The organism is Pseudoxanthomonas winnipegensis (genome assembly GCF_004283755.1).
GTDB lineage: Bacteria > Pseudomonadota > Gammaproteobacteria > Xanthomonadales > Xanthomonadaceae > Pseudoxanthomonas_A > Pseudoxanthomonas_A winnipegensis.
The window spans coordinates 301,212-320,119 of the sequence record NZ_SHMH01000002.1 but is presented as its reverse complement, the minus strand read 5'-3'; the positions used below and the strand labels follow the sequence as shown (position 1 = coordinate 320,119).

The 18,908-nt window shown below is 70.7% G+C and carries 15 protein-coding genes; 6 read left to right on the top strand and 9 right to left on the bottom strand.

Annotated features, from left to right (window positions below; all coding sequences use genetic code 11):
* Nucleotides 1-6: 6 nt before the first annotated feature.
* Nucleotides 7-1,998 carry a bifunctional 2',3'-cyclic-nucleotide 2'-phosphodiesterase/3'-nucleotidase gene (locus EAT51_RS04825; RefSeq protein WP_484565991.1) on the bottom strand — a complete coding sequence of 664 codons (1,992 nt, stop codon included), beginning with the start codon at nt 1,996-1,998 and terminating at the stop codon, nt 7-9.
* Nucleotides 1,999-2,167: 169 nt separating this feature from the next.
* Between EAT51_RS04825 and EAT51_RS04820 the strand changes: the two genes are divergently transcribed.
* The 3 genes from EAT51_RS04820 to tcuC all read left to right on the top strand — a co-directional run bounded on the left by EAT51_RS04820 (nt 2,168) and on the right by tcuC (nt 5,722).
* Complete coding sequence (locus tag EAT51_RS04820; protein ID WP_130553965.1) at nt 2,168-2,800, top strand: LysE family translocator; 633 nt, start codon at nt 2,168-2,170, stop codon at nt 2,798-2,800.
* A 103-nt stretch (nt 2,801-2,903) separates the two neighbouring features.
* Nucleotides 2,904-4,109 (top strand): enoyl-ACP reductase FabV, encoded by a 1,206-nt coding sequence (fabV, locus tag EAT51_RS04815; protein ID WP_130553966.1) that lies wholly within the window; start codon nt 2,904-2,906, stop codon nt 4,107-4,109.
* 323 nt (nt 4,110-4,432) lie between these two features.
* Nucleotides 4,433-5,722 carry an MFS transporter gene (gene tcuC, locus EAT51_RS04810; RefSeq protein ID WP_130553967.1) on the top strand — a complete coding sequence of 430 codons (1,290 nt, stop codon included), beginning with the start codon at nt 4,433-4,435 and terminating at the stop codon, nt 5,720-5,722.
* Between the two features lie 63 nt (nt 5,723-5,785).
* On the opposite strand, the gene EAT51_RS04805 is transcribed toward tcuC, so the two are convergent.
* The 5 genes from EAT51_RS04805 to EAT51_RS04780 form a co-directional block, all read right to left on the bottom strand.
* The gene (locus tag EAT51_RS04805; protein WP_130553968.1) at nt 5,786-6,667 is read right to left on the bottom strand and encodes an ABC transporter permease; all 882 of its coding nucleotides are present in this window, start codon (nt 6,665-6,667) and stop codon (nt 5,786-5,788) included.
* Entirely contained in the window at nt 6,664-7,470 is an 807-nt protein-coding gene (locus EAT51_RS04800) for an ABC transporter ATP-binding protein (protein WP_165421914.1), read from the bottom strand. The genes EAT51_RS04805 and EAT51_RS04800 overlap by 4 nt, the downstream gene beginning before the upstream one ends.
* 19 nt (nt 7,471-7,489) lie before the next feature.
* Nucleotides 7,490-8,560 (bottom strand): ABC transporter substrate-binding protein, encoded by a 1,071-nt coding sequence (locus EAT51_RS04795; protein WP_130514638.1) that lies wholly within the window; start codon nt 8,558-8,560, stop codon nt 7,490-7,492.
* 78 nt (nt 8,561-8,638) lie between these two features.
* The gene (locus tag EAT51_RS04785) at nt 8,639-9,529 is read right to left on the bottom strand and encodes a TauD/TfdA dioxygenase family protein (protein ID WP_130514636.1); all 891 of its coding nucleotides are present in this window, start codon (nt 9,527-9,529) and stop codon (nt 8,639-8,641) included.
* A gap of 138 nt (nt 9,530-9,667) precedes the next feature.
* Nucleotides 9,668-10,021: a hypothetical protein gene (locus tag EAT51_RS04780; protein WP_130514634.1), complete on the bottom strand. Its 354-nt coding sequence runs from the start codon at nt 10,019-10,021 to the stop codon at nt 9,668-9,670.
* 140 nt (nt 10,022-10,161) lie between these two features.
* Here EAT51_RS04780 and EAT51_RS04775 point away from each other — a divergent pair, with 140 nt between their 5' ends.
* Nucleotides 10,162-11,988 carry a family 43 glycosylhydrolase gene (locus EAT51_RS04775; RefSeq protein WP_130561366.1) on the top strand — a complete coding sequence of 609 codons (1,827 nt, stop codon included), beginning with the start codon at nt 10,162-10,164 and terminating at the stop codon, nt 11,986-11,988.
* A gap of 443 nt (nt 11,989-12,431) precedes the next feature.
* Here EAT51_RS04775 and EAT51_RS04770 read toward each other — a convergent pair whose 3' ends face one another.
* Entirely contained in the window at nt 12,432-12,794 is a 363-nt protein-coding gene (locus EAT51_RS04770; protein ID WP_130514630.1) for a hypothetical protein, read from the bottom strand.
* A 234-nt stretch (nt 12,795-13,028) separates the two neighbouring features.
* Nucleotides 13,029-15,197 carry a sensor domain-containing diguanylate cyclase gene (locus tag EAT51_RS04765; protein WP_130514628.1) on the bottom strand — a complete coding sequence of 723 codons (2,169 nt, stop codon included), beginning with the start codon at nt 15,195-15,197 and terminating at the stop codon, nt 13,029-13,031.
* A gap of 332 nt (nt 15,198-15,529) precedes the next feature.
* On the opposite strand from EAT51_RS04765, the gene EAT51_RS04760 reads away from it, so the two are divergent.
* Together EAT51_RS04760 and EAT51_RS04755 are read left to right on the top strand one after the other, a co-directional pair.
* Nucleotides 15,530-16,129, top strand: a complete 600-nt coding sequence (locus EAT51_RS04760) for a nitroreductase family protein (protein WP_130514626.1) — start codon at nt 15,530-15,532, stop codon at nt 16,127-16,129.
* Between the two features lie 164 nt (nt 16,130-16,293).
* Nucleotides 16,294-17,412: an HDOD domain-containing protein gene (locus tag EAT51_RS04755; protein ID WP_130561365.1), complete on the top strand. Its 1,119-nt coding sequence runs from the start codon at nt 16,294-16,296 to the stop codon at nt 17,410-17,412.
* Here the strand turns inward: EAT51_RS04755 and EAT51_RS04750 are convergent.
* Nucleotides 17,397-18,884, bottom strand: a complete 1,488-nt coding sequence (locus tag EAT51_RS04750; RefSeq protein ID WP_130514623.1) for an OprO/OprP family phosphate-selective porin — start codon at nt 18,882-18,884, stop codon at nt 17,397-17,399. The genes EAT51_RS04755 and EAT51_RS04750 overlap by 16 nt on opposite strands.
* Nucleotides 18,885-18,908 lie beyond the last annotated feature (24 nt).

Below are 18,908 nucleotides of genomic sequence, written 5' to 3'. Positions count from 1 at the left end.
GTTGGCCTACCTGCGCGCGGACAGATCGATCGCGCACACCGCCGCGCCGTCGCCGCCGCCGGAGAGCTCGCGGATCGGCGGCAGCTGCTGCGCCCGGGCGATGTCGAGCTTGCCGGCCGGGCAGTCGAAGGTCAGCGGGCCGGCGGCCTTGACCGGGGCGAAGTGCCAGGAGGTCGGCTCGAGATCGGACGGCGTGATCCTGCCCTTGGCCTTGATCCAGGCCGCCAGGATCTCGCGGCTGCCGTCGGGCGCGGCCAGCACGATGTTGCGGCCATCCAGGCCCGGGAAGCCGCCACCGCCGCTGGCGCGGTAGTTGTTGGTCACCACCACGAACGGCTGCTTCGGGTCGATCGGCTTGCCCCGGTAGGTCAGCTGGGTGATGCGCTGGCCGGCCGGCTTGGTCACATCGATCACATAGGCCACGCCGCCCTGCAGCTGGTCGACGTTGTAGGGCACGTAGCGGGTGTTGATCAGCGCCTGCGGGCCGGGCTTGGCCGGGTCGATGGTGTTGTAGCGCTGGGCCGAGGTCTCCAGCCAGGCCTTGACCCCGGCGCCGTCGGTCTTCACCGCCGTCAGCGTGTTGGGATAGAAGTACAGGTCGGCGGCGCTGCGCAGGGTCAGCGTGCCGGCAGGCACGTCGGTGTAGTCGTCCGGCCCGCCGAAGCCGGTGCGGAACGGCGCGGCGGCCGAGAGCACCGGCACGTCCTTCAGTTCCGGATGCTGCACCGGCAGCTCGCGCAGCACGTAGTCGCGCTGGGCGGCGTTGACCACGGCCAGCGCGGTGCTGTTGCCCACATCGGCGAAGTAGCTGGAGAAGTGCACGGTGCTGGTGCCGATCGGCGTGTCGACATAGGCCTGCGCGGCCGCATGCGCACGCGCCACCAGCGGCGCGATGGCCGGATCGACCGGCACGCACTCGGTCTTGGACGTGCAGATCGGGCGCACCTCGCTGTGCGTGCCGGCCGGATCGATCGCCCAGCGTCCGTCGCGGCGCACCAGCTTCAGGTCGATCACGCCCAGGTCCTTGCCGAAGAAGCCGCCCATCACCGCCGGCTTGCCGCGCACGAAGCCGCGCGTGGCGTCGGTCTGCGGCAGATCCTTGTAGCGCGGCCCCGGGAACTCGGTATGCGAATGGCCCAGCAGCAGCACGTCGATGCCGGGCACGCCGGCCAGGTGCCAGCCGCCGTTCTCCATGTCCGGCGTGTACGGCGCGGCGTTGAGCCCGCCGTGCAGGATGCCGACCACCAGGTCAGGGTGCTGGGCCTGGATCTGCGGCAGGTAGCGCTGCGCGGCCTCGACCACGCCGGTCACGGTGACCTTGCCTTCCAGGTTCTGCTTGTCCCAGTCCAGGATCGGCGGCGGGGTGAAGCCGATGATGGCCACCCGCAGCGGCACGCGCGCCGGCTTGCCGTCGGCGCCGGTGACGGTGATGTCCTTGGACACGATGGTCCAGGGCTGGAAGATCGGCTGGCCGTCGCGCGCGCTGAACACGTTGGACAGCACCAGCGGGAAGTCGGGCCCCTTGCACTTGGCCTTGGTGCCGCCCTCGACGTTCATCGGCGTGCCGGTGACCTGCGACAGGAAGCCCAGGCCGTAGTTGAACTCGTGGTTGCCGGCGGTGCCGCCGTCGTAGCCCATCACGTCGAAGGCCTGGTAGATGCCCAGCTCCTCCTCGCAGCCGACCGGCTGCACCTTGGCCTGGAAATCGGCCAGCACCGAGCCCTGGATGGTGTCGCCGCTGTCGAACAGGAAGGTATTGGGAAACTCCGCCCGCGCGCGGCGGATCAGCGTGGCCACCCGCTCATAGCCCAGCGTCGGGTCTTGCTTCTGCTTGTAGTAGTCGTAGCTGAGGATGTTGGAGTGGACGTCGGTGGTTTCCAGGATCGCCACCTGCGCGGTGGCGCCATCGGCCAGCGCCGAGCGCGTAGCGGGCGCCGAGGCGCAGCCGGCCAGCGCGGCGGGAACGGAGCAGGACAGCAGGAGCAGGCGTTTTGAGATCACGAGCGTCACGCGGCGGAGCGGGCGGGCGAAAGTAGCAGATCTCGTTGGCCTGCCAATGTCACACCGGCGCATCGGCTGCGGTTGCGGCGCGGACCAGGCGACGCGCTCGCTATACTGAAGGCCTGCGCGCAGCGCTCCGGCTCCTTCCGCTCCAGGGACGTCCCCGATGCCCGAGATCAGCCATCTGCTTGCCTTCGCCCTTGTCGCCTTCGGCATGGTCCTCACGCCGGGACCGAACATGATCTATCTGATCTCGCGCTCGATCAGCCAGGGCACGTCCGCTGGCCTGATCTCCCTGATCGGCGTCGCGCTCGGCTTCGTGTTCTACATGCTGTGCGCCGCGCTGGGCATCACCGCCTTCGTGGTGGCCGTGCCCTATGCCTACGACACCTTGCGCCTGGCCGGCGCGGCCTATCTGCTGTGGCTGGCCTGGCAGGCGCTGCGGCCCGGCGGCCGCTCGCCGTTCCAGGTGCGCGACCTGCCCAAGGACGGTGCACGCAAGCTGATCACGATGGGATTCCTCACCAATCTGTTCAATCCCAAGATCGCGGTGATGTATCTGTCCCTGCTGCCGCAGTTCGTCGATCCCACGCGCGGGGATGTGCTGGGCCAGTCGCTGGTGCTGGGCTCCACCCAGATCGTCATCAGCGTGGCGGTCAACGCCGTGATCGCCATGTTCGCCGGCCGCATCGCGCAGTTCCTGGCGCAGCGGCCGACCTGGCAGCGCGTGCAACGCTGGCTGATGGGCACGGTGCTGGCCGCGCTGGCGGTGCGCATCGCCACCGAATCGCGCCGCTAGCCTGCGGCGCCGGGCCGCGCCATACGCCGGCGCACGTGGCCGTGGGGCGATGCGGGGCTTAAGATGCCGCGCGCAACGTGTTCCCCATTCGAGAGGCATCGTCTTGATCATCCATCCCAAGGTCCGCGGATTCATCTGCACCACCACCCATCCGCTGGGCTGCGAGCTCAACGTGCGCGACCAGATCGCCGCCACGCGCGCGCGCGGCGTGCGCCAGGACGGTCCGAAGAAGGTGCTGGTGATCGGCGCCTCCAGCGGCTACGGCCTGGCCGCGCGCATCAGCGCGGCGTTCGGCTTCGGCGCCGACACGCTGGGGGTGTTCTTCGAGAAGCCCGGCAGCGACAAGAAGGCCGGCACCGCCGGCTGGTACAACGCGGCCGCCTTCGACAAGTTCGCCAAGCAGGCCGGGCTGTACGCGCGCTCGATCAACGGCGATGCGTTCTCCGACGAGGCGCGCGCCAAGGTCATCGAGCTGATCAAGACCGAGATGGGCGGCCAGGTGGACCTGGTGGTGTATTCGCTGGCCTCGCCGGTGCGCAAGCTGCCGTCCACCGGCGAACTCAAGCGCTCGGCGCTCAAGCCGATCGGCGCGCCCTACACCTCCACCGCCATCGACACCAACAAGGACACCATCACCACCGCCAGCATCGAGCCGGCCACCGAGGAGGAGATCGCCGACACGGTCACCGTCATGGGCGGCCAGGACTGGGAACTGTGGATCGATGCGCTGGCCCAGGCCGGCGTGCTGGCCCCGGCGGCCAAGACGGTGGCCTTCAGCTACATCGGCACCGAGATCACCTGGCCGATCTACTGGCACGGCGCGCTGGGCAAGGCCAAGGCCGACCTGGACGCGACCGCGCAGCGGCTCAACGCCAGGCTCGCCGCGACCGGCGGCAGCGCCAACGTGGCCGTGCTCAAGTCGGTGGTGACCCAGGCCAGCTCGGCCATCCCGGTGATGCCGCTGTACATCTCCATCGTCTTCAAGGTGATGAAGGAGTTGGGCCTGCACGAGGGCACCATCGAGCAGCTGGACCGTCTGTTCCGCGAGCGCATGTACCGCGCCGACGGCGCCGCGCCCGAGCTGGACGACGAGCAGCGCCTGCGCCTGGACGACTGGGAGCTCAAGCCCGAGGTGCAGACCGCGGCCAAGGCGATCTGGCCGCAGGTCACCAGCGAGAACCTGTTCGAGCTGACCGACTACGCCAACTACAAGCGCGAGTTCCTCAAGCTGTTCGGCTTCGAGCGCGACGATGTGGATTACGACGCCGATGTCGATCCGGACGTGAAGTTCGATGTGATCGAGCTCTGAGGAGCGTTGCGCAGGGACGGGTAGGAAGGAACAAGGGACGACGCGTAAGCGCCTCCCTTGAACCTCCCACCGTCGTTCCCGCAAACGCGGGAAGTGCTTTTCGGCAGACGCACGTCTGACCATGCAGCGCCGCTGGCTTCACCGCGCGAACGTCCATGGATTCCCGCATTCGCGGGAATGACGGTAGTGGGTTTGTTGCCGGCTTTTGCTCCTTTCTGGCTCCTCTCCCCTCGTCCCTCGCTCCTGTTTCTCACGGAACATTTCCCCGCGCGGCGTATGTTTGCCGCTTCCGCTCTCCCCCTGTCTCCCCCACTTCCGCCACGATGAATCCAGCCTCGCCCCCCCACGGCGCGCCCGCGGTGATCCGTGTCACCGCCGGCAATTTCCTCGAGATGTACGACTTCATGGTCTATGGCTTCTACGCCACGACCATCGGTCACACCTTCTTCCCCTCGCAGAACGCCTTCGCCTCGCTGATGCTGTCGCTGGCGACCTTCGGCGCGGGCTTCCTGATGCGCCCGCTGGGCGCGCTGGTGCTGGGCGCCTACATCGACCGCCACGGCCGGCGCAAAGGCCTGCTGCTGACGCTGGGGCTGATGTCGCTGGGCGTGCTGCTGATCGCCTTCGTGCCCGGCTACGCCACGCTGGGCGTGCTGGCGCCGCTGCTGGTGCTGCTGGGCCGGCTGCTGCAGGGCTTCTCGGCCGGTGCGGAGCTGGGCGGCGTATCGGTCTACCTGTCCGAGATCGCCACGCCCGGCCACCGCGGCTTCTACGTGGCCTGGCAGTCGGCCAGCCAGCAGGTGGCGGTGGTGTTCGCCGGCGCGCTGGGCGTGGCCCTGCACGCGTGGCTGGCGCCGGCGCAGATGGACGCCTGGGGCTGGCGCATCCCGTTCTTCATCGGTTGCCTGATCGTGCCGGTGATCTTCCTCATCCGGCGCTCGATGGAGGAAAGCCCGGAGTTCGCCGCGCGCACCGAGCGCCCGGACGGCCGCGCGGTGCTGCGCTCGCTGCGGCAGAACACCGGCGTGGTGCTGGCCGGCGTGGGCATGGTGATAATGACCACGGTGTCCTTCTACCTGATCACCGCCTACATGCCGACCTACGGCCGCGACGCGCTGCAGCTGTCCGACCTGGACAGCCTGCTGGTGACCTGCTGCATCGGCCTGTCCAACTTCGTCTGGCTGCCGGTGTTCGGCGCGCTGAGCGACCGCGTCGGCCGCCGCCCGCTGCTGGTGGCCGCATCCCTGGCCACCCTGCTCACCGCCTGGCCGCTGCTGCACTGGCTGGTGGCCTCGCCCTCGTTCGTGCGGCTGCTGATCGCGGGCGAATGGCTCTCGCTGCTCTACGGCGCCTACAACGGCGCCATGGTGGTGGCACTGACCGAGGTGATGCCGGCCTCGGTGCGCACCACCGGCTTCTCGCTGGCCTACAGCCTGGCCACGGCGACCATGGGCGGCTTCACCCCGGCGGTCTCGACCTGGCTGATCCATGCCACCGGCAGCAAGGCGGCCCCGGCGCTGTGGCTGTCGCTGGCCGCGCTGATCGGCCTGGTGGCCACGCTGGTGCTGTTCCGCCGCGCGCGGGTGCAGGTCGGCGAGCCGACGCCTTCCTGAGCCTGGTGGCGGGCATGGGCGAACGCCAGGCGGTGCGCTCACCGCCCCGCTTCGCCCGCGTTCCTAGCTGCGCTGCATGCCCCAGCGCCGCACGGTCAGCCGCTCCAGGCCGCTGAAGACCACCACTTCCACCAGCAGCCCCAGCACGATCACCATCGCCAGGCCGGCGAACACCTTGTCGGTGTAGAGCTCGTTGCGGTTCTGGAAGATGTACCAGCCCAGCCCGCCCTGGCCGGAGGTGGCGCCGAACACCAGCTCGGCGGCGATCAGCGTGCGCCAGGCGAAGGCCCAGGCGATCTTCAGCCCCGACAGGATCGAGGGCAGCGCCGCGGGCACCAGCAGCTGCACGACATAGCGCGGTCCGCGCAGGCCCAGGTTGCGCCCGGCCATGCGCAGGGTCTGCGGCACCGCCTCGAAGCCTGCGAAGGTGCTCAGCGCCAGCGGCCACAGCACCGAGTGCACCAGCACGAACACCAGGCTGCCGGTGCCCAGCCCGAACCACAGCAGCGCCAGCGGCAGCAGCGCGATGGCCGGCAGCGGATTGAACATCGCCACCAGCGTGCCCAGCACATCGCGGCCGATACGCGTGGAGGCCGCCAGCGCGGTCAGCGCGAACGCGCCGAGCACGCCCAGCGCATAGCCCTGCGCCAGCACCCACAGCGAGGCGGCCACGCGCCGCGGCAGCTCGCCGGAGATCAGCCCGTCGTAGAAGGCGCGCGTGGTCTGCAGGAAGCTCGGCAGCAGCAGGTCGTTGCCGACCAGGCGCGCGGCGATCTCCCAGACGATGGCCAGCACCACCAGCACCAGCGCGCGGCGCAGGCCGTCCGGCCAGGGCCGGCGCCGCGCCTGCGGGATCGCGCGCGCGGCCTCCACCGGCACCACGCTGCGCGTGTATTCCGGGCGCACCGGCGGCTGCCGGCGCAGCGGGGTGGCCACCGCGCTCATGCCTGGGCCTCGGTGCGCGTGCGCAGCGGCGTCGGCGCGGCATGCGGCGCCTCGAACAGCAGGTGGTGGATATGCGCGCTGGCCTGCTGGAAGGCGACGCTGGCGCCGCTGCCGGCATCGAACTGGTGCGCGTTGAGTTCGGCGCGCACCTGGCCCGGGTGCGGCGAGAGCAGCAGCACCCGGCTGCCGACCACCAACGCCTCGTCGATGGAATGGGTGACGAACAGCAGGGTGAAGCGCACCTGCTCCCACAGCGCCAGCAGCTGGGCCTGCATGCGCTGGCGGGTCAGCGCGTCCAGCGCGGCGAAGGGCTCGTCCATCAGCAGCACGCGCGGCTGCATCGCCAGCGCGCGGGCGATGGCCACGCGCTGCTTCATGCCGCCGGAGAGGGTATGCGGATAGGCGTCGGCGAAGGCGGTCAGGCCGACCTTCTCCAGCGCATCGCCGGCGCGTTCGCGCGCCTCGGCCCGGCCCAGCCTGCGCGCGACGCGCAAGCCGAACTCGACGTTCTGCCGCACCGTCTTCCAAGGCGCCAGCTGGTCGAACTCCTGGAACACCACGCCGCGATCCGGCCCCGGCGCGGCGACCGGCGTCCCGTCCAGGCGGATCTGGCCCTCGCTCGGCGTCAGGAACCCGGCCACCGCCTTGAGCAGGGTCGACTTGCCGCAGCCCGACGGGCCCAGCAGCACGAAGCGGTCGGCCTCATGCACGTCGAAACTCACCCGGTGGGTGGCGCGCACCACGCGCCCGGCCTCGGCGTACTCCAGGCTGACGTGGTCCACCTGCAGCATCGGCTGCGGCAATGCGTGCACGTTCACCGGCCTAGCTCCCGCCCGCGATCAGCGGGTCGTCGAAGAAGTAGTCGCCCACCGCGCCCGGCGCCTGCTTGATCGCGCCGACCTGCTGCATGAAGCGGCCCAGCCCCAGCGTGTTCTGCGGCGCGATGGTGAACTGCACCTGCGGATCGCGCAGCACGGCCAGCACCTGCTCGCGCTCGCTGCCCGGGTTGCGCTGCACGTAGACCTCGGCCACCTCCTCGGGATGGGCGACGATGAACTTGGCCGCCTGGTCCAGCCCGGCCAGGAAGGCGTGGTACAGCGCGGGATTGTCCTTGCGGAACTTCGCCGTGGCGTACAGCACCGTGGCCGAGGACGGACCGCCCAGCACCTGGTAGGAGTCCAGGATCACGTGCGCGGCCGGATTGCGCGCCAGCTCCTGCTGCTGGAACGGCGGAGTGGAGAAATGCGCGGTGATCTCGCTGCCGCCGGAGATGATCGCCGCCGCCGCGTCCGGATGCGGCAGCGCGACCTGCTGCGCGTCCAGCTTCAGCGCCTGCGCCTGGCCCCAGCGCTGGGCCGAGGCGTACTGCAGGATGCGCGCCTGCACCGACACGCCGACCGCGGGCACCGCGATGCGATCGCTCGGGCGCAGATCGTCGATGCTGCGCACCGACGGCGCGTTGCTGATCAGCTGATAGGGGAAGTTGCCCAGCGAGGCCACGCCGCGCACGTCCTGGCGGCCGCGCGTGCGGTCCCACAGGGTGAACAGCGGCCCGGTGCCGGCGCCGGCCACGTCGATGGCGCCGCTGAGCAGCGCATCGTTGATCGCCGCGCCGCCCGACAGCTGCCGGGTCTCCACCTTGACCGCCAGGCCCTGGGTCTTGGCCTGCTCGACGATGAAGCCCTTGGCGTCGGCCACGTCCAGCAGCAGGTAGACGATGCCGAACTGCTTGCCGATGCGCAGCGTGGCCTGCTGCGGCGCCGCGCCCGCCGGCGCTTCGCCCTGGCCGGCGTTGCCGCAGGCCGCCAGCAGCGCGGCGCACAGCAGCAGCGCCGTGGCGGGCAGCAGACGGCGGCGCAGGAACGCGCGGGTCGATGCGGAACGTGGGGGCATTTGACAGGCTCGGGATTGGGGATTGGGGATTGGGGATTGGGGATTGGGGATTGGGGATTGGGGATTGGGCGCGCTGCTTCAGAACGGCGCGTCGCCCTCGATGGTGGTGCGGTAGAGCAGGCGGCGTTCGCTGTCGGGCGTGCCGGCGGCCAGGTGCATGACCGAGCGGTTGTCCCAGAACACCAGGTCGTGCGGCTGCCAGCGATGGCGGTACACCAAGGATTCCCGCGTGCTCAGCGCGAACAGCTCGGCCAGCAGCGCATCGCTTTCGTCCTGCGGCAGGTCGACGATGCGGGTGGTGAAATGCTCGCTGACGAACAGCGCGCGGCGGCCGGTCTCCGGATGGGTGCGCACCACCGGATGCCGCACCGGCACGACCTCGTCGATCTGTTCCTGGGTCAGCGCCGGGCGATAGGGATTGCGCGCACGCAGCTCCTCGTACTTGGCCAGGTAGCTGTGCTCGGCGAGGCGGCCGTCGATGGCGCGGCGCAGCTCGGCCGGCAGCGTGTCGAAGGCCAGATGCTGGTTGGCGAACAAGGTGTCCCCGCCCTCGCGCGGCAGCTCCTGCGCATGCAGCAGCGAGCCCAGGCTGGGCCGCTCCTTGTAGGACAGGTCCGAATGCCAGTAGTGGCCCGCATCGCCCAGGCCGATCGGCTTGCCGTCCTGCTTGATGTTGGACACCACCAGCACCTCCGGATGCCCGGCCAGCTGGAAGTTGCGCAGCACGTGGATCTGCAGCGGCCCGAAGCGGCGGCTGAAGTCCACCTGCTGGGCCGGGGTGATGCGCGCATCGCGGAACACCAGCACGTGGTGGTCCAGGTGCGCGCGGTGGATGCGCGCGAAGGTCGCCGCGCTCAGCGGGCGCGACAGGTCCAGGCCCCAGACTTCCGCGCCCAGCGGCGCATCGAACGGGACGATCTCCACCGCATCGGCGATGGCAGGGGAAACGGCGTGGGCAGCGACAGCCATGGGCGGCTCCGGGAGGGATCACGTCCAACGGCGCCGTGCGCCGCCGGACCTGCCACCCTAGGGGCCGTCAGACGGCGACTGAAATAGCCATCGGGCATGTCGTCCGCCTTCGATGGCATATGCCGCGCACGGCGGCAGTCAGGAACGCGCCGCGCCCGGCCCGCCGGGCGCCCAGGCCGGCAGCGTGCGGCCGCGGGCGACCTTGAGGATGCGGCCCCAGATGCGGGCGAACAGCTCGGTCAGCTGCGGATGGTCCATGCCGTGCGGATGGCCGCGCGATCCGGCCTCGTAATGCGCCAGCGCCTCGATCAGCGAGGCGCGCGGGTAACGCACGTACAGCGTGTAGACCAGCTCGATCAGCGGCCAGCAGCGGTGGATGTCGTCGCCCGCCTTGGCGCAGGGCAGGTCCATGAAGCGCGTCCGCCAGTATTCCTGCTCGACCTCGAGGTCCAGCCAGTCTGGCCAATCGCGCCGGCTCGCGTCCTGATCCATGGGGTGGGAAGTTACCCGGCGGCCGGGAAGCCGGCGTGACGGCAATCCCACTCCCTGGCCACCCGGGCGTGCTGCGCCGCGCCAGCCGGCGGCGCGATCCTGCGGCACCATGCGCTTCCCCTACGCGCGCCGGGAGCGCCATGTTCCGTCCCCTGTTCCTGCTGGCGTGCACGACGCTGTGCGCCGGCGCCGCGCTCGCCCAGCAGCCGCCGGCGCGCACCTGGGCCAATCCGGTCGACCTGGACTATCGCTACAACTTCGAGCAGCTCAACGAAGGCATCAGCTACCGCACCGGCGCGGACCCGGCGATCGTGCGCCACGGCGATGCCTGGTACCTGTTCCTGACCATCGCCGACGGCTACTGGCGCTCCACCGATCTGCTGCACTGGACCTTCGTCCGGCCCAGCCGCTGGCCGTTCGAGGCCCTGGTCGCGCCGGCGGCCGTGTCCGACGGGCAGCGCCTGGTGCTGATGCAGTCGGCCTTCGCCCCGCGCGCGGTGCTGCAGAGCACCGATCCGGCCAGCGGCCGGCTGGACTTCCTCACCCGCCTGCTGCCCGAACTGCCCGATGCGGTGAAGGAGAACTGGGACAGCCAGGTGCCGCCGGGCATGATCCCGTCGGGCCCTTGGGACCCGGACCTGTTCATCGACGACGACGGCCAGTGGTATCTGTACTGGGGCAGCTCGGACGTGTTCCCGCTCTACGGCATCGCGCTGGACCGCACCGCGCGCGGCCTGGCCTATCGCGGCCATCCCCAGGCCCTGCTGGCGCTGGACCCGGCGCACCACGGCTGGGAGCGCTTCGGCCAGGACCATCGCGGCGCGGTCTTCCCCGACGGCCGGCCGGTGGGCAACTACCTGGAAGGCGCGTGGATGACCAAGCACGCCGGGCGCTACTACCTGCAGTACGCCGCGCCAGGCACCGAACACAACAGCTACGCGACCGGCACCTATGTGGGCGATGCGCCGCTGGGGCCGTTCACCTACGCGGCGTACAACCCGGTCGCCTACAAGCCGGGCGGCTTCGTCCAGGGCGCCGGACACGGCTCGACCTTCCAGGACGCGCACGGCAACTGGTTCAACAGCGGCACGCCGTGGATCGGGGCGAACTGGACCTTCGAGCGGCGCATCGCCCTGTTCCCGGCCGGCTTCTACCCCGATGGCCAGATGCGCGTGTCCACGCGCTTCGGCGACTTCCCGCACTGGATGCCGGACGGCCCGGTCGATGATCCCGAGGCGCTGTTCACCGGCTGGATGCTGCTGTCCTACCGCAAGCGGGCCACGGCCTCGTCCGACGACGGCACCCATCGCGCGGCCAATGTCACCGACGAGGATCCGCGCACGTTCTGGGTGGCCGCCTCGGCCGACGCCGGCCAGATGCTGAGCGTGGACCTGGGCGGCGAGCGCACGGTGCGCGCGGTGCAGGTCGACTTCGCCGACTTCCAGTCCGGGGTGTTCGGCGACGGGCCGCAGGTGTACACCAGCTTCCGGCTGCAGCACTCGCACGATGGCCAGCACTGGGCGCCGCTGGCCGAGGTCGGCGACGACCCGGCCACGCGCCGCGACCGCCCCAACGCCTACCTGCCGCTGCCCGAGCCGGTGCGCACGCGCTACATCCGCTACGTGCACGGCCATGTCGGCGCGCAGCACCTGGCGATCAGCGACCTGCGCGTGTTCGGCAACGCCGACGGCCCCGCCCCGCCCGCGCCCACCGGCCTACGCGCCACGCGCGAGACCGATCGCCGCAACGCGACCGTCCGCTGGAACCCCGTCCCCGGCGCGGTCGGCTACAACGTGCGCTGGGGCCTGCGCGCCGACCGGCTGACCCTGACCTACCAGGTCTTCGCCGACCGCGGCACCACGCTGGACCTGCGCGCATTGAACACCGACCCTGGCTATGTGGTGTCGGTGGAAGCCTTCGACGAACGCGGCGTCTCGCCGCTGGCCGCGCCGGTCGCGCTGCCGTAGCCGCGGGGCGCGGGCAAAAAAAGGCCGGGGGGAACCGGCCAGAAGGAGAACGCCACCGGCCCTGCGTGCGACTTGCTCAGGGTCGCGCCCATGGTCCTTGCGAGCGGCGTTCCTTGCCGTTGCGAGGGCTGCTGCCGGGGCGGATCGAGCATCGCCCGTCTCGCCTGACGCAGGCCGTCGGGCGATATCCCGCTACGGCGTAGGAAAAGTCCGAATGCGCGCAGGACTGCACACCCGGTCACGACTTTCGCCCCGGATCACAGGACCTGGCCGCTCGGTGGGAGCAACTGTCTCCTCAAATCCCGCAGTGGCCTGTCTGTAGAGCGGAGCTTGTGGCAATCCCCTCTGGGGGACTCCGCTGGGGCCTTCCCACGAACCAAATCGAAACGCAGCGGAGCAAGCTCCGCTCTACAGGGGGGAGCGGAGAGCTGCGATGGCGCGCCTCAGGCCGCCGACGACCAGCGGCCCGGCATGCCGCCCGACTGCGGGATGGCGCGGCGCGCGCCGGCGCCGCCGCGCATGCAGCTCCAGCGCGGGCGACCGCAGCCGACCAGGATGGTATCGGTGGCGATCTCGAAGGCCTCGGTCTGGGCGACGCTGAAGTTGCGCGTCAGGTCTTCGTAGACCTCGGCGAACGCGCTCCACCAGTCCTGCCCTTCGGGCGCCTGCTCGGTGTGCGTGGCCACGTACTCGGCCACCAGATCGATGGCCTGGCGCACTTCCTGGTCGCTCACGCCCCGGCGGAAGATGCGCTCCTCGATGTCGCGGGCCGCGGCCGACAGAGGCTGTTGTCTTACTGCGTTCATGCGATGCGCTGCCTGGCGGCGGGTCAAAACCGGGCGGCATGGTGGGCACAGCGATGTTTACGAGGGGTGTAGGCCAGATGCCATCCGCATTGCAGAGCGCGCATGCCTTGCCGCTACGGCGTTTGCCACTGAACAAGCGGTTGGGAATGTGATCGCCGGGCTGCACCGGACGCCTTCGCTGGCGCAGTCAAGCCGCACTGCGGCAAGCACTTGCGCGATGAGCCCGGATGAGGGTCAGGCCCGCGCGGCGTGCGCGCGCTTGACCTGGTACATAGCGACGTCGGCTTCGCGCATCAGCGCCGCGATGTCGTAATGCGGCCCGTACTGCACCGACACGCCGATGCTCGGCGTCACCTGCAGCACGTGCGCATTGGCCAGCAGCGGCGTGCGCATGGCGTACTCCAGCTTGCGCACCACGGCCTCCGGGTCCGAGGCATCGTGCACGTGGTGCAGCAGCACCACGAATTCATCGCCGGCCAGGCGGGCGACGAAGTCCTCCGGGCGCAGCGTCTGGCGCAGGCGCTCGCCGAAGCCGCACAGCACCGCATCGCCGGTCTCGTGGCCGTAGGTGTCGTTGATCGGCTTGAAGCCGTCCAGGTCGATGAACAGCACCGCCAGCGGCTCGCCGGTGGTGCGCGCACGGGCCAGGGCGATGTCCAGCTCGACCATCCAGGCCAGGCGGTTGGGCAGGCCGGTGAGCGGGTCGGTCAGCGCGCGCTCCTGCAGCATGCGCGAGAGCCGGGTCTGGGCGGTGACATCGTGCACGGTCAGCAGGAAGCCCGCGCGGCGCGCATCGCCGGGCGCACGCGGGGTCGCGTCCGGCACGTAGATGGCGTGCATGTGGCGCAGCTCGCCGTGGCGGTCGACCACGTCCAGGTCGAACTCGGCCGTCTGCCCGGCCAGTGCGACATCGGCGTGCGGCAGGAGGCTGGCGAAGTGCTCGGGGGCGAGCACCTCGGCCATGTGCCGGCCGATGACATCGCCGGGCGGCCGCCCCAGCCAGTGCGCGTAATGGCTGTTGACGAACTCGTAGCGCAGATCCTGGCCCACCCGCGCCACCAGGGCCGGCACGTTGTCGGTGATGGTGCGCAGGCGCTGCTCGCTTTCGCGCAGCGCGGATTCGGCCTGCCGCTGCTGGGTGAAATCCTGGATCTGCGAGACCAGGTGCAGCGGCGCGCCGTGCGCGTCGCGGATCAGCGACACCGACAGGTGGGCGTGGAGCAGGTGGCCGTCCCGGTGGAAGTAACGCTTGTCCAGCTGGTAGCTGGTGCGCTCGCCACGCAGCAGTTCGTCCAGCAGGTCCAGATCGACATCCAGGTCCTGCGGATGGGTCAGCCGCTGGAAGTCCAGCCGCATCAGCTCATCGCGCGTATAGCCGAAGATCGCGCACACCGCGTCGTTGACGTCCAGCCACTGGCCTTCCAGCGACACCAGCGCCATGCCCTGCGCGGCGGCGGAGAACGCTTCGCGGAAGCGCTGGCCTTCCACCAGCGCCGCCTCCTGCGAGGCGCGCAGCCGGGTGATGTCGTGCATCACCACCACCGCGCCCAGCAGCGAACCGTCCGGCGCGCGCAGCGGGTCGCCGTTGCACAGCACCGAGCGCGAGGGCTGGCCGGCGGCCAGGATCACGATCTCGGCCTCCTGCACGTGTTCGCCCGACAGCGCGCGCACCAGCGGGATCTGGTCGGTGCTCAACGGCGTCCTGCCGTCCGCCTGGAACAGGTCGAAATGCCGGGCCCATTGCGCCTGCGGCACCTTGGCCGGGTCCAGGCCGTGCCAGGCGCGCGCCTGGCGATTGAACTGGCCCAGCTGGCCCTGCGCGTCGCAGGTGACCACCGCATCGGGCATGGACTCGAGCAGGCGCTCGAGGGTCTGCTCGCGCGCCTCGGCGTGGTGCAGCACGCTGCGTGTCTCCAGCGCGCCGGTGGTGCGCGTGGCCAGCCGCAGCAAGCCCTCGCGCTGGGCCTCGGTGAGCTGGCGCGGCACCGTGTCGATGACGCACAGCGCGCCGTAGACATGGCCGCCGCTGCCCACCAGCGGCGCGCCGGCGTAGAAGCGCATGTGCGGCTCGCCCAGCACCAGCGGGTTGTCCACGAAGCGCGCATCGGCGCTCAGGTCGGACACTTCCAGCAGCCCGCCGTGCTCCAGCGCGTGCGCGCACAGCGCCATGTGCCGGGGCGTCTGCGGCAGGCCCAGGCCGACGCGCGCCTTGAACCACTGCCGCTCCTCGTCGACCAGGCTGACCAGCGCGATCGGCGCCTGGCACAGGCAGGCGGCGAGCCAGGTCAGATCGTCGAACATCGGCTCGGCCGGGGTGTCCAGCACCTGCAGCGCGCGCAAGGCGGCCAGTCGATCGGGTTCGTGCGGGGGCGTCGGCTTGGCAGGATCGGCGGGTGCAGACATGCGAACGTCTCGTGGAAGACCGTCCGGCACGGCGCCGGCCTCGAGGAATTATCGGGCCAGCGCGCCCGGTTCGGAACACAGCCCGCTGCAGCCTGCCTGCGCCGGCGGCATGCCGTGGTGAGCGCGGGCGGACCTGCCTGAACGTCCGTACAGACAGGCCGGGCGCGCCCCCGCATCGCGCCGACGGCCGATCCCGCGCTGGCAGGGCCTGGGCGCCCAAGGCGATGTGCTGTTGCAGCATCGGCAACGGACTTTGTCGCACAGCGGGCTGTCTGCCCGGCGCGGGCCTGTTTAGGCTGGCCGCTGGATTCTCACCTTAAGGCCCTGCCGCCATGACCAACGCCTTCCTCGACGCGCACAAGACGCGTCGCACCCAGTACGCCCTCGGCAAGTCGCTGCCCGTCTCGCGCGAAGAGCTCACCGCGCTGATCCAGGAAGCGGTCAAACACGCGCCGTCCTCGTTCAACTCGCAGAGCTCGCGCGTGGTCATCCTCTACGGCGCGCAGAGCGACAAGTTCTGGGACCTGGTGCGCCAGGAGCTGAAGAAGATCGTGCCGGCCGATGCGTTCGATGCGACCGAGAAGAAGCTGGCCAGCTTCGCGGCCGGCGCCGGCACCATCCTGTTCTACGAGGACCAGGACGTGGTCAAGGGCCTGCAGGAGCAGTTCGCCCTGTACGCCGACAACTTCCCGGTGTGGTCCGAGCAGTCCAGCGGCATGGCCCAGCTGGCGGTGTGGACCGCGCTGGCCACCGTCGGCGTGGGCGCCAGCCTGCAGCACTACAACCCGCTGCCCGACGCCGCCGCGGCGGCCGAGTGGAACCTGCCGGCCAGCTGGAAGCTGCGCGCGCAGATGCCGTTCGGCTCGCACGAGGCCGAGATCGGCGGCAAGGACTTCATCGACGACGCCCAGCGCTTCCGCGTCTTCGGCTGAGCCCGCACGCCCGGCCGACCCTCGGTCGAAGCGATCCAACACCGCGCCCCCGCAGGACACCTGCGGGGGCGCGGTCGTTTGCGCCGACGCTGCTTGAGCCCTTGCCGGCACCGGCAAGGCAACGGATAGTGACGCAGCTCCAACTTCTGCGTCAGGCGAACGCCATGACACTTGCGCCGCTGCTGCTGGGTCTCGTGCTGCTGCTCGTCGTTGGCGTGTGGTGGGCGGCACGGCGTCGTCGACCCGGCAAGACCCTCGCCGTGGTCGCGGCCACGCCTGCGGCCGAGCATGCGCCGCCGCCTTCGACCCCGGCCGAGGTCCCGCGCCTGCATCCACTGATGCGCAGGCTGTACGCGGCGACCATGCACCGGCCGGACCTGGCCGACGCGACCCAGCCCATCGAGGGCCTCCAGGCGCAGGTGCTGCACCAGGCCAACTCGATCCTGGACTGCCTGGACCTGCAGCCGCAGTACATGCCGCGCCGCCCCAACCTGCTGCCGCAGCTGATGCGCGCGGTCAACGATCCGGCCGCCGACGGCCGCGCGATCGCCGCGATCATCGCCCAGGACCCGGCCCTGGCGACCAGCCTGCTGCGCATCGCCAACAGCGCGCTGTACCGCGCCGCCGGCGCGCCGCCGGTGGACACGCTGGAACGCGGCGTGGCGCTGATCGGCACCGATGGCATCCGCCGCATCGCCGCGACCGCCCTGATGCAGCCGGTGCTGAGCCTGGAAGGCGGCATGTTCGCCCAGCTCCCCGCCGCGATCTGGGGCTACGCCCTGCACGCGGCCACCGCCGCGGCCGACCATGCCGCGCGCCACGGGCGCGGCGAGGACGCGCTGTCCGCGCAGCTGCTGGGCCTGCTGCAGGGCCTGGGCGCGGTGGTGGTGCTGCGTGTGCTGCAGGAGACCTACGCCCGCCATGAAGGCGCCGCGCCGGAGCTCGCGGTGGCCGCGACCCTGCTGGACCGCCATACCATCGCCACCGCCCGCACCGTCACCGCCGGCTGGGACCTGCCGCTGCCGATGGCCGAGGCGCTGATGGAGCAGCGCCCGCAGCGCGATGGACAGGTCCCGGCCACGCCGCTGGGCATCGCCCTGCGCTACGGCCGCCTGGCCGCCGCACTGGCCGCGCTGGCGCGCCTGGACCAGCTGAGCGACGCCGACGCCCTGGCCCAGCTGGCCGCGCTCGAACCCGACGCCCAGGCCAACGCGCGCCTGTGGACGCGCCTGCGCGCCGAAAACCCCGACCGACTGAAGGCCTCGGCTCAGAACGAGACCTGAGCGCGCACGCCGACCGTATTGCCCGAGTCCGGGCCCTGGTAGCTGCCGACCTTGTTGTCGGTGCGCCAGTGCACGACGTTGAGCATCAGCCGCGCGAAGCTGGTCAGATACCAGTTGACGCCGAAGGTGAAGGCCTCGCCCTCGCCGCCGCGCGCGGCGTCGGTGAAGTCGTAGTCGTCGTAGCGCGCCAGCACCTCGAACGCGCCCCAGCCGCCCTCGGTCACCGGACGCAGCACCTTGGTGGTGGTCCACACACCCGAACGCGAGGAGAAGCCCGGCTTCTCGCCGGTCAGCAGCCAGCCGGCGTAGTAGCTGCTGGCCTTCTGCTCGCGCGAGGCCTCGGTGGAAGAATTGATGGTGCGCACCGTGGTCTCGGCGAAGGCCCAGCCGCTGCGCCAGGTACCGCCCAGTTCCGCGCCCCAGGCGTGGTCGTCGGTCACCCCGCCGATCGAACTGGCGGAGATGGCGACCTGGCCGTTCCAGCCCAGCGCCACGCGCGAGGTCTTGTTGATGCTGGTGATGTCCTTGCCCAGGTCCTCGTACCAATACCAGCCGCCCACATGCAGGAAGCCGGCGCTGGTCTTGACCGGATTCCAGTGCGCGCGCGCGGTGTAGGCGATGGTGTCGCTGGCGCTGCTGTCGCCGCCGATGTCGTCGCCGGTCACCGCCAGGCTGGCGTGCCAGTTGCTGCCGTAGAGCTTGGTCGTCACGCCCAGGCCGAAGAAGCCGCTCTGCATGCCGCCCACCGAGCCGACCGCGTTGCGCTCCATGAAGGGCGTGGTGGTGCCGCCGGTAGCGCCGTCGATGCTGCGGTCCTTGAGCTTGCTGCCCACGTAGACCTCGGCCGGCAGCCCGCCCAGCTTGGTGTCCCAGGACAGGTAGACGTCCTTCATGGTCACTTCGTTGCCGGCGAAGTCGGCCTCGATCTTGTAGCCCAGCGGGCCGGCCTCGCCCTCGGCGCCGAGGCGGCCGCTGGCCATGTCGGTGCCGGTGACGTTGCGCGCGTCGAAGCGCGAGCCGTGCGTGCTGGTGAAGTCCATCAGCACGCGTCCACGCGGATGGAAGGTGAAACGGCCATCGGCGCTCTTGAACTCCGGACCGCCGTCGCTCCAGCTGACGTTGCCGTCGCGCTTGGCGCCGCCGCCGGCGACCGCCATCTGCGCGACCTGGGCCTTGAGGATGGCCAGCTCGTCGTCGCTGCGCGTGTCGGCCACCGCCGCGGCGACCTGGGCCTGGGTGGGATCGGCCGACGTGCCGGCCACCGCCGCGCCCGGCTTGCCGCCTTCCAGCGCCGACAGGCGTGCGTTCATCGCGCTGAGCTGTTGCTGCTGCTGCGCGATCTGCTGCGCCTGCAGCTCGATCATCTTGCGCAGCTGCGCCTCGGTGGCGCTGTCGGCCAGCGCCGGGGCGCTGAGCGTGGACAAGGCGCTGGCGATCGCCGCGGCCAGCGCGGCGTGTCGGACGTGCTTCATGGTGAGGATTCCCCGTAGAGGTGC